At 44.0% G+C, this 15,006-nt stretch carries 12 protein-coding genes; 7 read left to right on the top strand and 5 right to left on the bottom strand.

Annotated elements, in window-relative coordinates; all coding sequences use genetic code 11:
* The first annotated feature begins 60 nt into the window (after positions 1 to 60).
* On the top strand, positions 61 to 1,074 hold the full coding sequence (gene ansA, locus AWH66_RS13085; protein WP_038229467.1) for an asparaginase: 1,014 nt from the start codon (positions 61 to 63) through the stop codon (positions 1,072 to 1,074).
* 52 nt (positions 1,075 to 1,126) lie between these two features.
* Here ansA and AWH66_RS13080 read toward each other — a convergent pair whose 3' ends face one another.
* A complete protein-coding gene (locus tag AWH66_RS13080) occupies positions 1,127 to 1,576 on the bottom strand; it encodes a low molecular weight protein-tyrosine-phosphatase (protein WP_063606464.1) in 450 nt (149 codons plus the stop codon).
* A gap of 96 nt (positions 1,577 to 1,672) precedes the next feature.
* Here AWH66_RS13080 and cobO point away from each other — a divergent pair, with 96 nt between their 5' ends.
* The 3 genes from cobO (at position 1,673) to AWH66_RS13065 (ending at position 4,331) form a co-directional block, all read left to right on the top strand.
* Positions 1,673 to 2,281 carry a cob(I)yrinic acid a,c-diamide adenosyltransferase gene (cobO, locus tag AWH66_RS13075; protein WP_063606463.1) on the top strand — a complete coding sequence of 203 codons (609 nt, stop codon included), beginning with the start codon at positions 1,673 to 1,675 and terminating at the stop codon, positions 2,279 to 2,281.
* Between the two features lie 324 nt (positions 2,282 to 2,605).
* On the top strand, positions 2,606 to 3,814 hold the full coding sequence (locus AWH66_RS13070; RefSeq protein ID WP_063606545.1) for a NupC/NupG family nucleoside CNT transporter: 1,209 nt from the start codon (positions 2,606 to 2,608) through the stop codon (positions 3,812 to 3,814).
* A gap of 223 nt (positions 3,815 to 4,037) precedes the next feature.
* Positions 4,038 to 4,331 (top strand): hypothetical protein, encoded by a 294-nt coding sequence (locus tag AWH66_RS13065; protein WP_063606462.1) that lies wholly within the window; start codon positions 4,038 to 4,040, stop codon positions 4,329 to 4,331.
* Between the two features lie 86 nt (positions 4,332 to 4,417).
* Here the strand turns inward: AWH66_RS13065 and AWH66_RS13060 are convergent, their stop codons facing one another.
* From AWH66_RS13060 to apbC, 3 genes are all read right to left on the bottom strand, one after another.
* On the bottom strand, positions 4,418 to 6,526 hold the full coding sequence (locus AWH66_RS13060; protein WP_063606461.1) for an AsmA family protein: 2,109 nt from the start codon (positions 6,524 to 6,526) through the stop codon (positions 4,418 to 4,420).
* Between the two features lie 157 nt (positions 6,527 to 6,683).
* The gene (udk, locus tag AWH66_RS13055; protein ID WP_063606460.1) at positions 6,684 to 7,325 is read right to left on the bottom strand and encodes a uridine kinase; all 642 of its coding nucleotides are present in this window, start codon (positions 7,323 to 7,325) and stop codon (positions 6,684 to 6,686) included.
* A 203-nt stretch (positions 7,326 to 7,528) separates the two neighbouring features.
* The gene (gene apbC / locus AWH66_RS13050) at positions 7,529 to 8,605 is read right to left on the bottom strand and encodes an iron-sulfur cluster carrier protein ApbC (RefSeq protein WP_063606459.1); all 1,077 of its coding nucleotides are present in this window, start codon (positions 8,603 to 8,605) and stop codon (positions 7,529 to 7,531) included.
* Positions 8,606 to 8,772: 167 nt separating this feature from the next.
* Here apbC and metG point away from each other — a divergent pair, with 167 nt between their 5' ends.
* Both metG and AWH66_RS13040 read left to right on the top strand, forming a co-directional pair.
* Positions 8,773 to 10,839, top strand: a complete 2,067-nt coding sequence (gene metG / locus AWH66_RS13045; RefSeq protein WP_063606458.1) for a methionine--tRNA ligase — start codon at positions 8,773 to 8,775, stop codon at positions 10,837 to 10,839.
* A gap of 200 nt (positions 10,840 to 11,039) precedes the next feature.
* On the top strand, positions 11,040 to 11,846 hold the full coding sequence (locus AWH66_RS13040; RefSeq protein ID WP_063606457.1) for a hypothetical protein: 807 nt from the start codon (positions 11,040 to 11,042) through the stop codon (positions 11,844 to 11,846).
* Positions 11,847 to 11,895: 49 nt separating this feature from the next.
* On the opposite strand, the gene fadR is transcribed toward AWH66_RS13040, so the two are convergent.
* On the bottom strand, positions 11,896 to 12,735 hold the full coding sequence (fadR, locus tag AWH66_RS13035) for a fatty acid metabolism transcriptional regulator FadR (protein WP_006070040.1): 840 nt from the start codon (positions 12,733 to 12,735) through the stop codon (positions 11,896 to 11,898).
* 672 nt (positions 12,736 to 13,407) lie between these two features.
* Here fadR and nhaB point away from each other — a divergent pair.
* A complete protein-coding gene (nhaB, locus tag AWH66_RS13030; RefSeq protein WP_063606456.1) occupies positions 13,408 to 15,000 on the top strand; it encodes a Na(+)/H(+) antiporter NhaB in 1,593 nt (530 codons plus the stop codon).
* Positions 15,001 to 15,006 lie beyond the last annotated feature (6 nt).

The following is a 15,006-nucleotide window of genomic DNA, read 5'->3' as shown; positions in this document are numbered from 1 at the left end:
TGTTTGTTTTGGTTATAATCGCCTGCATCTGTTCCCCTTGATAATAAAGCGATCCCTGGCATGACAAGAAAACACATCTATATTGCGTACACTGGTGGTACCATCGGCATGCAAAAGTCCGATCACGGCTATATTCCCGTCGCCGGTTTTATGGAAAAGCAACTGGCTAGTATGCCGGAATTCCATCGCCCTGAAATGCCAGAGTTTACTATTCACGAATACGAGCCGTTGATTGACTCTTCAGACATGACACCTGCAGATTGGCAACAGATTGCTGACGATATTCGTGATAACTACGACAACTATGACGGCTTCGTTATTCTGCATGGCACCGATACGATGGCGTATACCGCATCGGCACTATCGTTTATGCTAGAAAATCTAGGTAAGCCAGTCATTGTCACCGGCTCACAGATTCCTTTAGCGGAGCTACGTTCTGATGGACAAGCTAACCTTCTGAATGCACTGCACATTGCGGCTAACTATCCGATTAACGAAGTCACACTGTTCTTCAATAATCAACTGATGCGTGGTAACCGCAGTACCAAATCTCACGCCGATGGTTTCAACGCGTTTACGTCTCCAAACATGTCGCCGATTTTAGAAGCGGGTATCAATATTCAGTTAGGTAGTGGTGTAGAACTGAACAAAATGCCTGAGGGCAAGTTTAAAGTACACGACATCACACCACAGCCTATTGGGGTCATTACTATGTACCCAGGCATCTCACATGAAGTGATTCGTAACACTCTACTTCAACCTGTTAACGCTATGATATTGCTCACTTTCGGTGTAGGTAACGCACCACAAAACCCTGAGCTTCTCGCACACCTAAAAGAAGCCTCTGAACGTGGAGTGATTGTGGTCAACCTTACCCAATGTCTAGCAGGTAAAGTCAATATGGGCGGTTATGCCACTGGCTGTGCCCTAGCCGATGCCGGTGTTATCAGTGGTTTTGACATGACCCCAGAAGCAGCTCTGGCCAAACTACACTATCTACTTAGCCAAAACTTGGGCTACGAAGAAGTCAAAGCCCAAATGTTAGAAGTACTACGTGGTGAAATGAGCAAATAAATCCCAACTATTGGTCATATTAAAAACGCAGCTAAGCTGCGTTTTTTTGTCATTAGATTTTGACTAAAACGGCATCAGCCGCTTCTTCGATGAGATCTAACACCAACTCAAATCCCTGCTCCCCTCCATAGTAAGGGTCGGGGATCTCACTGTAGGATGAACGACCATGGCTAAGAAACAACGAAAGTTTGTACTTAAGATGCTGAGGACAACGTTGTTTTAGGTCGGACAAGTTATCCTTATCTGCGGCTAGAATCATGTCAAAGATCTCAAAGTCTTCATCTGTCACTTGTCGCGCTTTTATTCCAGAAAACGAGTAACCACGAGCTTCGCCAGCGGCTTGCGCTCGCTTATCAGGGGCGTCACCGTGATGGTAGCCAATCGTCCCTGCTGAATCGATGAGGACATCAATCCCTTGACTCGCAGCTCTAGAACGCAATACCGCTTCGCCCGTTGGTGAGCGACAAATATTGCCCATGCAGACCACCAATATCTTTTTCATCCTATTACCCCTAAACTTTGTCTTGTTTTTTTCTGTTTCTATTTCATTATCATATACCGAACACAGAGGACTAGCAGCTAAACATAAGGAATCACCATGTCACTCTCCGAAGAGCAAAAACAAGATCGTCATAAAGCACGACAACAGAAAGTAAAAGAAAACGTTGATAAAAAGATCGCCAACGCTCAAGAAGAAAAAGGTTTGTTGCTGGTCATCACCGGAAACGGTAAGGGCAAGTCAACATCTGGCTTTGGTACCATTGCCCGAGCCGTTGGTCATGGAAAGCAGTGCGCGGTTGCTCAGTTCATCAAAGGAACATGGGATAACGGCGAACGTAACCTACTCGAGAAGTTAGGTGTTGAGTTTCAAGTGATGGCAACAGGCTTTACTTGGGAGACCCAAAACAAAACCGCTGACACGGAAGCAGCTCAGTTAGTTTGGCAAGAATGTAAACACATGCTTAAAGACGAATCACTTGATGTGGTTCTATTTGACGAACTGACCTACATGGTGAGCTATGGCTATATCGATTTAGAAGAAGTAGTAGAAGCGTTAACCAACCGACCAAAAATGCAGTCTGTCATTATCACCGGTCGCGGTGCCCACCGAACTCTCATTGACATTGCAGATACCGTTTCAGAGGTTAAAAATGTCAAACACGCCTTCGAATCAGGCGTAAAAGCGCTAAAAGGTGTCGATTGGTGATGTTCTAACCAATCGAACCAAAAGAGTAAAAAAAATGAGATGTAAGTCTCATTTTTTACTGTATACTGCCCCCCCGTTTGCTAGGGCACTTCGCAATGTTGCGTAATCTTCTAGCTATACACCAATACAAGCCGTCACCAAGGAACTGTGAACGACCCAAGGATTTGGACCAGCTGCAATCTCCACGCTTGTAAAGGGTATAAAAATGGGCAAATTTATCTTCAGTTACCACAATCAGTGGTTTCCTCAGCTTTCCGCTGTTTCCTCTTGGTCATCGTATTCCATGCTTAACTGTCTAAGCTACGGTGAGGTGACCCAATGGTAATGACTATCCTGTTTGGTTTTGTAGGCATTATCTCGTTGTTAGCCATCGGTTTTATTTTCTCGGAAAACCGTAAAGCAATTAACTGGAATACCGTATTACGCGCACTCCTCCTTCAAACATTGTTTGCTGCTTTTGTTCTTTACATTCCTTTTGGTCAACATGTTCTTGGCGCGATGAGTTCTGGCGTTGCCAAAGTACTTAGCTTCTCCGACGTAGGTATTCAATTTCTATTTGGTGATTTAGCTTCTGAAGGCTTTATTTTTGCCATCCGTGTTCTTCCTATCATCATCGTTATTAGCGCTCTTATTTCGGCACTTTACTACCTTGGCATCATGCAGGCGGTTATCCGCGTACTCGGTGGTTTAATTCAGAAGTTCTTGGGCACAAGCAAAGCGGAATCGTTGGTGGCAACCGGCAACATATTCCTATCACAAGGTGAGTCCCCACTGCTTATTCGTCCTTTCCTTGCAACTATGACACGCTCGGAACTGTTCGCAGTCATGGCGGGCGGAATGGCGTCTGTGGCTGGTAGTGTTCTTGGTGGCTACGCCGGGTTAGGCGTAGAGCTAAAGTACTTAATCGCAGCAAGCTTTATGGCCGCGCCAGGATCTCTAATGATGGCAAAGCTTATCGTACCTGAGCAACAAACTCCGGTAGCTCATGACTCTGTCGACTTAGATACTGGCGATCAAAGTAATGTGATTGATGCCTTAGCAGCGGGGGCAATGAACGGAGTAAAAGTTGCGGTCGCAGTGGGTACGATGCTTATCGCTTTTGTCAGTGTGATTGCGATGGCCAACGCCGCTATTGAATCCATAGCGGAGCTGTTTGGTGCGCAAGGAATCACATTACAACTGCTATTCGGTTACCTCTTCGCTCCAGTAGCTTGGCTTATTGGTGTCGATCAAAGTGAGATGCTGATGGCAGGGTCATTTATCGGCCAAAAGGTAGTCATGAACGAATTTGTTGCTTTCATCGACTTCATTCAGCACCAAGCTAGCTTATCGGAACACAGCCAAGTTATCGTGATTTTCGCTCTTTGCGGCTTCGCCAACATTGGCTCTATTGCCATTCAACTAGGGTCTATCGGTGTAATGTCGCCGGAGCGCCGCTCTGACGTGGCAAGTTTGGGCCTTAAAGCCGTGCTAGCCGGTACGTTAGCCAACCTTATGAGTGCTTGTTTAGCGGGCATTTTCATTGCGCTTTAACGCAAGATAAACCTAGCTTTAGGGTAGCAGTTTAAGGTGTCAGCTTGTTAGCACCTTGAATCTGCTACCTTCGCCTTAATTCTCACTTACTTGCTCCTCTCTCCCTGCAACGATACTCTGTAACCCCATTTAGGTACAATCAGACAACCAACTTGGCGTGAAACTGTCGTTACAATCGTTTAAATTAACACCAGTGCAACATTGCAGTAACAAGGAGAGTTTCATGGAAAGTGGTCGTTTGATCCTATGGATAGGTAGTAATGAGCACCGATTTATACTTGGCCAAAGTTCAACTCAACCCATCAAGCAGCTGAAGCTAGACTGGCAAAATATCGAAAATAGCCAACAGAAGAGTAGCTATTCGATTGCTCTGCGATACGACGGATCGCCTCCACACGCTACTCACGATCTGCACAAAAATATCACAATGGCCGAAGCCGCAAGATTCATAGAATCATGGCAACTTCTAGCAGTAGAAGAGACCGAAGAAGAACAAGATCTTGACTACCATTGGTAGCGACACCTCTAACGTAATTTGTTCGCCAATACGAAAAATGCCAGCGTGATACACGCTGGCATTGACTTTACTTGTAGTTGGCTAGCTTAGTTAAACAGCCCTTTAAGTAGTCCATCGACGGCCTTCTTAGTTTTTTCATCTTTAATACCAAGACGTTCAGTTGCGCGTTCCACTTCTTTTTGAGCTTTCTGTTTCAACACATCGTCAAACACAAGAGCGAACTTTGGATCAGTCCAAGCGCCGGTCACCTTGATTGGAATCGTAACATCACGCAGCTCCGTAATGCTTTGACCACCTTGCCCTTCTAGTGTCCCCACGATAGAAGTGCGCACCAAAAAGTCGACCGTCTCATTAATGTAATTCGCAGAGCCTTCACCTTGAATACGCAGTAGCGGCGATTCTGCTGACATATCTTTGGTAGAAACGACACCTTTGGCTAGTTTGAGTGTGGCTTTCATCGCGCTAAAGTCAGTTTTCTTAGGCCCTTTCTCAGCTTCAACAGACTGACCTTTAAAGCGAGCGTAATTTTCTCTGATAATCTGCGCAACGTTGATACCATTCACGGCACCATCAGCAAAATTGATCTTCACCGTACCCGCTAGATTTTTCTTAATACCCGTTGGGGTTAAGCTCCTACCTGTAACATTCACATCGATATTACCGGTACCTTCGAGCATGTCGTTGTTAGCAACATCTTTTAGAAGCGGTTGTACTTTTACGCCTTTAATGCGCTTCACGGCACTATAAGACGCTGGTGATTTACGCGCATCCAGTTTTGCTTTTGCTGTAATTGATCCGCTATACAGTTGAGAACTAAATGACGTTAGTTCTGCTACGCCACGATTAACATAAAAGTCGGCTTTTACTTTCTGCATGTGCGCATTAGCCGCTTTAAATTTATCAATCGTTACGCTGCCTTTTACATCCAAGCCTTTAAGTGCACTTAAGTCAGGTTCTACCTCTTTCACAGGTGCAGATTTACCTGAAGAAGCGGTTGGCTGACCACCAGTATTGGCTGTTTTATTGTCGGTCTGAGTTTGGTTTAGTCCTAAGAACTCATCAAGGTCAATATTAGGACTATGCAGTGAGAAGCGGACTTTCGGAATATCAGCCAATTGAACCGTCGCCTTCCCATCTAGCTCCATTTTATTGAGTGCTAGTTTTTGAAGCACAAAGTTCAAGAAGTTCTTCTTAAGATCAAAGCTAAGATCTGATGACATACCAACTTTCATTGGGGACTGAGGTAAAGGCTTACCCTCTAAGGTAGAGTCAAGTGTCAACGCGCTTAACTTAAGCATGCTCATCGCTTTATCAATTTCAAATGACGTACCACCTTTGGCATCGAAACTAAGATCTGGCGTTTTACCTTTAACTGCAAACTCAATACTGTTTGGTTTATCAAATTCAAATGTCGCTAGCGTAAGCTGAGCTTGCTCAACATTATTGACCGTATCTTGGTATGTAGCATCGAACTTGATATTTTTCAGTGCGTACTCAGCAAAGTCCTTGCTCAATTTAAAGTCCGCAGTACCTTTAGCAGTGAATCTTTGGTCGTTGTTTTGACCTTTTAAATCAAAGTCAGCAGTGGTCCATTGGTCCGCCGCGAACTGAGAGATATTTAAACCGACATCATAAAGCTTGGTAAATGCCCCAGTTTCTTCGTTAGAAATCTCAAGTAACGCATTCGAAACCGTTACACCAGAAAGTGAAATGCTCCAACCTTGTGCGGCAGATGTAGACGACGTAGTTTCTGGCTCAGTCGTTGCCTTATCTGCTGGTGTTGCAGATTCAGCCTCTTTGCTAGCCGCAGTCAACGCGTCCAAGTTAGACGTTCCGTCTTTTAATGTTTCTAAGTGAACTTGCGCACCATCCAGCGTCACAGAACCAATTTCTAGAGTTTTATCGAGCAGAGGCATCACCCCAACACTCACGCCAACTTGGCTGACACTGAATAGATTGGGGTTCTTAAAGCCCTGAGGATTCTTAAGATTTGTTTGGCCAAGTTCAAATCCAAGTGATGGGAAGAACTGCCAACTGATGTCACCGCTTATTTCAAGTTCTAGACCAGTTTGTGCCTGAACCTGCTCAGTTATCATGGGTTTGAACTGATTAGGGTTTACAAACATCACCAGAGCGGCGATAGCGACGACGATAAGCACAATCGGGATCGCCAAGATAAGGAGTAGTTTTTTCATTCGCATCTTCCTTGCAAAGCGGAAAACAAAAAGTGGCACATAAAGTGCCACTAATCTATTAAAAAATAAAGCAATTTAAACGTTATACGTGCACCCGTTCAGTATAGAACAGTTTGGTTACTTATAACGTAAGAATTCAATCCGAATATTGTAAGGATTACGCTTTTAACAGCTTTGCAATGTGTGCTTTAAGCACATCGATTGCAATACGGTTTTTACCGCCACGTGGAACAATAATATCAGCGTACTGTTTTGACGGTTCAATAAACTGCATAAACATAGGACGAACCGTTTTCTGGTACTGCTGAAGGACTGACTCCATGGTACGACCGCGCTCTTCAACATCACGTTTAACACGACGTAGTAGACAGATATCAAGAGGAGTATCCATAAATACCGTCGCATGCATCAGCTTGCGAAGACGAGGATCAGTAAGAAGAAGAATACCTTCAAGGATGATCACTTTCTTTGGTGTCAGCGACGTAGTGTTTGCAGTACGAGTGTGTTCAGAATAGCTGTATTCTGGCACTTCTACTGCTTCGCCTTTAATCAGCTTTTCAAGATGGTCGCAAAGCAAGTCATGATCCAGTGCACTTGGGTGGTCGTAGTTCGTTTTTACACGCTCTTCCATACTCAAATGACCTTGGTCATTGTAGTAACAATCTTCCGTGATCACTCCGATTTGATGGTCGCCTACCTTCTCGCGAAGTTCGTTATAGATTGTGCTCGCAATGAGGCTTTTTCCGGAAGCAGAAGCGCCAGCGATACCTACGATGACACATTGATTATTATCAGACATTCTTTGCACCTAGTACATATATGGTGGTGAGGACAAAACCGGGTAATTATATGGACATCAACCCTTAGATACTAGTCGAGATCTCACTTATTTGATGCCCAATTTTGCCCTCGCTCAAGAAATAGGAAATTGCAATCGATTACTTCATTTTACAAAGTAGAAGACAATAAGAAACCGAGCTCACAACTAGCTCGGTTTCTCCGTTATTCCACCATTTTGAACAAGATGGATTCCGGTTTAGCTTTACCATTCCAATACAGGTCTGCACACACTCTTTCAGCCAATTGTGTGTATATCTGACCATGCTCTCCTTCTGGGTTTGACACCACAGTTGGCGCACCATTATCAATGGATTCTCGAATATCAATATGAAGCGGAACTTGACCTAGCAGGTTAAGGCCAAATTTCGAAGCCATCCATTCAGCACCACCTGCGCCAAAAATATGTTCTTTCGAACCACATTGGCTACAAATGTGATAACTCATATTTTCGACGATACCCACCACAGGAACAGACACTTTTTCAAACATGGCGGCACCTTTGATAGCATCCGCTAGCGCCAAGTCTTGTGGAGTGGTGACAATCAATGCGCCAGTCACCGGGATTTGCTGAGACAGGGTTAGTTGGATATCGCCAGTACCTGGCGGCATATCAATCACCAGATAATCAAGTTCTGGCCATTCGGTTTCATTAAGCAGCTGAGCTAACGCTTTGGATGCCATCGGACCACGCCAAATCGCAGCATCATCAGAGCTAATAAGGTAGCCGATGGATTGAGTGTAGATACCGTGCGCAGCTATAGGTTGCATCCACTTTCCGTCACGAACTTCGGGGTGCGCATTGATTTGCCCAAACATCATTGGAATAGATGGACCATAAACGTCGGCATCAAGAATGCCAACTTTTGCCCCAAGCTTACTAATCGCGAGCGCTAGGTTCACCGCTGTTGTCGATTTCCCGACCCCTCCTTTTGCGGACGTTACCGCGATAACGTTCTTCACGCCTTTGATTTCTGACGCCACCGTAGTTTCCAGTGCTTTCACTTTGCTTGATACAGAAAACTCAAATGCCGCTACTTGGTTTGATTGTTGCTGCGTTTCAATCCAAGTCGTCAGCTCTGAAATCAATGATTGATTAGCGAAAGGCAATATAATCTGAAACTCACCAGATGCCGAAACAGACACTACATCCGGTGACTCGCTCCAACCCAGTTTTAGGTTTTCCCCACGAAACTCCCCGAGCCAATGGCAAAAATCTTGTTTTGATTCGAACGTGCGCATCTTGCTTTCCTTATTATTTTTTAGTCCTGTTAAGATTAGCATTACGTCGCCAGAACCAGAACCCCAAAAAAGTTATGGGGATTGACTCTGGATACCTTGGAGTCATGGCAGTCATCATGTAGTATTAGCGAATATTTTACTCTGAATAAAGAAAGCGAAACTAAAGTATGGCAACCGATCCAAGAAACCTTAACTCAAGGAAACTGTTGGTCACTTGCGCGCTACCGTACGCTAACGGTTCTATTCACTTAGGACATATGCTTGAGCATATCCAAGCGGATATCTGGGTGCGCTACCAACGTCTACGTGGCAACGTAGTAAACTTCATTTGTGCTGATGACGCTCACGGCACACCAATCATGCTGAAAGCTCAGCAGATGGGGATCTCGCCAGAAGAAATGATCGCAGCAGTTAGCGAAGAGCACCAAAAAGATTTCGCTGGCTTCGATATCAGTTTTGATAACTACCACAGCACGCACTCAGAAGAGAACCGCGAGCTTGCATCTCACATCTATCTGGAATTGAAAAAGAACGGCTTTATTTCAAGCCGCACTATTTCTCAGTTGTTTGACCCTGAGAAAGAGATGTTCCTTCCAGACCGTTTTGTTAAAGGTACTTGCCCTAAGTGTAAGTCTGAAGACCAATACGGTGACAACTGTGACAATTGTGGTGAAACTTATAGCCCGACAGAACTTATTAATCCGAAGTCTGCGGTATCCGGTGCAACGCCAATCATGAAGGATTCTGAGCACTTCTTCTTCGACTTGCCTCAATTTGAAAGCATGTTGAAAGAGTGGACTCGATCTGGCTCACTACAGACTGAAACTGCAAACAAGATGCAAGAGTGGTTTGAATCTGGTCTTCAACAGTGGGACATCTCTCGCGATGCACCGTATTTCGGTTTCGAAATCCCTGGCGAAAAAGACAAGTTCTTCTACGTGTGGCTAGATGCACCTATCGGTTATATGGGTTCATTCAAAAACCTATGTGACAAGCGTGACGACTTAGACTTCGAAGAGTACTGGAACAAAGACAGTAGCACTGAGCTTTACCACTTCATCGGTAAAGACATTGTTTACTTCCACAGCTTGTTCTGGCCTGCAATGCTTGAAGGCTCGGGCTTCCGCAAGCCAAACAACGTATTCGTTCACGGCTACGTAACGGTTAACGGCGCGAAAATGTCTAAGTCTAAAGGTACATTTGTGAAAGCAAGCACTTACCTTGACCACCTAGACCCAGAATGTCTACGTTACTACTACGCTGCAAAACTGAACAGCCGTATCGACGATCTTGACCTTAACCTTGAAGACTTTACGCAACGTGTAAATGCCGATGTGGTGAATAAGATTGTTAACTTGGCCTCACGTAATGCAGGTTTCATTACTAAGCGTTTCGAAGGCAAGCTTTCTGAAAACTTCGCTGAGCCAGAGCTATACAACGATTTTGTAGCCGCAGCTGAGCGCATTGCCGAGTTGTATGAAGCTCGCGAATTTGGTCGTGCAATTCGTGAAATCACCGCGCTTGCCGACAAAGCAAACCAATATGTTGATGAAAAAGCGCCATGGGTTGTCGCGAAAGAAGAAGGTAAAGACCAAGAGCTACAAGATATCTGCTCTGTTGGTATTAACTTATTCCGTGTGCTGATGACTTATCTCAAGCCTGTAATGCCTGCTCTTGCTGCTCGCACCGAAGCTTTCCTAAACGAAGAGCTATCATGGGATGGCATTGCGCAGCCACTCACTGCTCATGAGATCACTAAGTTCAAGGCTCTGTTCAACCGTATTGATCCTAAGAAAGTAGAAGCAATGATCGAAGCGTCTAAAGAAGACGCAGCGGCAGAGCAAGCTGCGAAGGAAAAAGCGGAAGCAGCTAAGACGGAAACTGAACTAAGCAAAGACCCAATTGCAGAAGAGATCGAGTTTGATGCTTTTGCTAAAGTTGACATGCGTATTGCTCGTATCATCTCTTGCGAAGAAGTACCAAAAGCGAACAAGCTATTGAAATTCCAGCTTGATATTGGTGGTGAAACGCGTCAAGTATTCTCAGGAATTAAGTCCGCGTATAAGCCAGAAGAGCTTGAGGGTAAGCTAACCGTGATGGTTGCAAACCTAAAACCTCGTAAGATGAAGTTTGGCATGTCTGAAGGCATGATCCTAGCAGCGGGACCAGGTGGCAGCGATCTTTGGATCCTTGAACCGCATGAAGGCGCGCAGCCAGGTATGCGAGTGATGTAACCTTCTCTTTTATTACTAAAAGCCAGCCTTCGTGCTGGCTTTTTTTGTGACGTAATTCACACAAAATGTGCATCTGCACCAATTAGTCGCACTCCTATTGATTGAATAATATCTAACTCATTGTTTTTATTTAGATAATTAATTGGCATTGAGCTTGCTGAGACATAGACAGTAGATATTGTTCGACAAAGGAGGTCGTTATGTTTGTATTACTGTCTCTACTTCTATCTTTAGCTATTCTTGCAGCTATCTATCGATATGCCAAAGTCACCGAAGCAAAAACTGAGCGTAAATATCAACTCATCGTTCATCTGCGTGAGTTAGTCACATTAGTCAGACAGCACCGCACCGCTACTCACTACACATTAATGTTTGAGCAAAAGAAAAATAAGCAGCTGGAGAAAATTGAAGTTGCTATGGAAGAGTGCTGTCTTGAATTGACTGACATTGCTCACTTCGACAACAAACCTATGTACCGTGTGCTGCACAGCAATATTAAGCTGTTAAGTCGTTCTTGGAAGAAACATAGCGTCAACAAAAACCAAATTGTGCATGGTAAGCTCATCCGCCAGACATTACTGCTGATCGATGACATTCTAGTCGCTTGGTTGATGGCTGTGGAAAGAGAGGACTTAGAACAAGAGTATCGTACTCTGTGGCAGAGTGTTATTGACTCACTTGACTGCTTAACTCAGTTAAGACTTTGCATTGAAAGTATTGATTCTGAGCTCGGCAAACAACGCGCCTTGCATTACTGCAACCAAATCCATCGCAAGGTTAACCAACTTAGCTTAGTAGGTCCGATGTCTATTCCCTCTCCTATGTACAGCACTGCTATAGGCAAAATAGAGGCGTTGATTGACCATCCCAAAGCCGAGCTCGATAAAGAATTTATGTATCAGCTCACGTCGGAGCTCTCTGAACTGATATTCACCAACTACGATGGCATCATTAAAGAGCTAGCAGAAGAACTATACCAGCCTATACCAAATTCGGTCATCGTCTGAAGCCAGACTTGCACTCACAAAAAAGGCCACGATTGTGGCCTTTTCATTTTTAACTGTCGTCTTCGGTAAAATCAGTCGGAAGAGTGGTCTTCATCTGATTCCAAATCTGACTACTCTCAATACCATAGTGACGAATAACCAATGGTAATTTGTCTCTATTACCCGTTTGGCAAACATCTAAAAGCTCTTTATAGAAGTTCAGAGCCAACGCACGTGCTTCTGGATTCGAGAAGTAGTAGCTACCTACACGATCATAAAGCTTCTTAAGACCGTTAAAGATCAAACCATAGATCTGGTTCCCAGAATGGAACGCGAGGCGTTGGAAAAGCATGTAATCATAAAAGTTGAAAGTGCGAGCTACCAGCATGGCTTGGCGCTTAGCTTCATCTTTCTCACCTTCATCTTTTACGTTCTGTTTGATCTTGTCAGCGTATGGGGAAGAAGCAACAAACTCGTCCCACGACTCCGCTTTCAACAGACTCTCACAAGAATCAATCACACCTTCAATCGTGCGCTCAGAATTCTCTTTATTAGCTTTAAACGCATAGCGCATGAAGATTGGACTGATGTTCGTTCTCGCTGCTAACAAATCTTCTACGATAGAAGTCGCGTTATCTGCATCAAGTGTCATCAGCGTATCTAGGATATGAAGACCAGACGTCTCCATAAATTGATTCACTTTTGTTGGCTTGCCATGTTGGATTGTCAACCAACCATCCCTTGCTAGGCGCTGTAGCACTTCTCGAAGCGTGGTTCTTGTTACCCCAATTAGTTCAGATAGCTCTCGCTCAGCTGGAAGAATGGAACCAGGAGGAAAACGGCCATTCCAGATGCTCTCAATAATATACTTTTCAGCGAACCCTGCTGGGCTCTTCGCCTTAATTACCATTATGGGGTGTATCCAATCATTTTATTTATTCGTGTATAGAACTCATCATACCACTACTTCGAGAATTTGGTAAACCTACACTACTTATATCTGTAACAATACCAAAATAGAGCAAATGCTCCATTTTAACAATTTTCTCAGCATAACCATTTATAGGTACGAGGCATAAGTATTACATATTTATTAATGTTCTATTAACCTCAAACCCCTTATAGATTATGGTTATTCAACCTAACATAGCCAAAACTAATCAATACGTTTATATCGAGTATTAGGCGCAAATCACGCTAAAAAACATACTTTTTTGAAGACTATGTTTCGAATATTATCCATGAGTCATGTTTTAGGTGGTCAGCCACCTAGAGGCTAAAAACGCAACTATTGTATAGGTCTATGTTTTGCTTATTACACATAGATCGCGTTTTTAACAAAAAGTAGAAATTTACCAATCTGAATTTGTAATTTTTGTTGACTATATCTTACCGAAGAGTAGAGTTTCGGGCGAAGCAAGGAGTGCTTAGCAACTGAGGGACTTGGCAAGTGAACAATGGTCTCCACTCCATGTAAGCATTGTTCGTTTACTAAGTTTTTTAAGTTAGATATTTTGGAAGCCCTCTCAAATACTCTCGTACCCTTGCATTTGTCGATTAATAACAACATAAGAGTATTACTATGCCGATGTCTTTAGGAAATGCTTTTATCAAGAACTTTCTTGGTAAGGCTCCCGATTGGTATAAAGTAGCGATCATCGCTTTCCTAATTATCAACCCTATCGTTTTCTTCTTCATTGACCCGTTTACCGCTGGTTGGCTGTTGGTCATTGAGTTCATTTTCACGCTTGCTATGGCGCTAAAATGCTACCCATTACAGCCTGGTGGTCTACTTGCAATCGAAGCGGTTGCAATTGGGATGACCAGCCCGGGTATGGTGAAGCATGAAATCGTCAACAACATTGAAGTTCTATTACTTCTAGTGTTTATGGTTGCCGGTATTTACTTTATGAAGCAGCTTTTGCTGTTCATTTTTACCAAAATACTTCTCGGTATCCGCTCTAAAACAATGTTGTCTCTCGCATTCTGTTTCGCAGCCGCTTTTCTGTCTGCGTTCCTAGATGCTCTGACCGTTATCGCTGTTGTTATCAGCGTGGCTGTAGGTTTCTACTCGATTTATCACAAAGTCGCGTCTGGTCAACCTAGCAGTTCTTCTCATGACCATACTCAAGATGAACACTTATCTGAACTAACTCGTGATGACTTAGAAGATTACCGCGCGTTCTTACGCTCGCTACTTATGCACGCTGGTGTTGGTACCGCACTGGGTGGCGTAATGACCATGGTTGGTGAGCCACAGAACCTGATTATTGCCGATCAAGCAGGATGGCTGTTCGGTGAGTTCATCATGCGAATGCTGCCAGTTACTGCGCCAGTATTCGTTTGTGGCCTTATTACTTGTGCACTTGTTGAGAAATTCAAGGTATTTGGCTATGGCGCCAAGCTACCAGACAACGTTCGTCAAATCCTTGTTGATTTCGACCGCGAAGAACGTAAAACACGTACTAAACAAGATGTTGCCAAGCTTTGGATTCAAGGTGCTATAGCAATTTGGTTGATTGTTGCTCTTGCAATGCACTTAGCCGCTGTTGGCTTAATTGGCCTGTCTGTGATTATTCTTGCAACGTCTTTTACCGGTGTTATTGAAGAGCACTCAATGGGTAAAGCGTTCGAAGAAGCACTACCATTCACAGCACTACTTGCAGTGTTCTTCTCAATTGTTGCTGTGATTATTGACCAAGGGCTGTTCAAGCCAATCATTGATGCCGTGCTGCATATCGAAGACAAGGGTACTCAGTTAGCGCTGTTCTATGTTGCGAACGGTCTGTTGTCGATGGTATCTGATAATGTCTTCGTTGGTACGGTATATATTAACGAAGTGAAAACAGCATTGGTCGAGGGTGTCATTGACCGTGCACAGTTTGACTTATTGGCCGTCGCTATCAACACAGGTACTAACCTACCATCAGTAGCAACACCGAACGGACAAGCAGCCTTCTTATTCCTGCTTACGTCTGCTTTAGCACCACTAATCCGTTTATCTTATGGCAAGATGGTAGTCATGGCCCTGCCATACACTATCGTTCTCGCTTTGGTCGGCTTATTTGGTATTGCTTACCTCTTAGAGCCTATGACAGCGATATTCTATGATCTAGGCTGGATTACCGAAGCCACAGGCAAAGTAATTGAGGCGAGTGTCTCATCTGGGCACTAATTTTTA

Source organism: Vibrio barjaei, assembly GCF_001639065.2.
In the GTDB taxonomy this organism is placed as follows: domain Bacteria; phylum Pseudomonadota; class Gammaproteobacteria; order Enterobacterales; family Vibrionaceae; genus Vibrio; species Vibrio barjaei.
The sequence above is the reverse complement of the archived record's forward strand: the minus strand, read 5'-3'. Positions and strand labels throughout refer to the sequence as shown.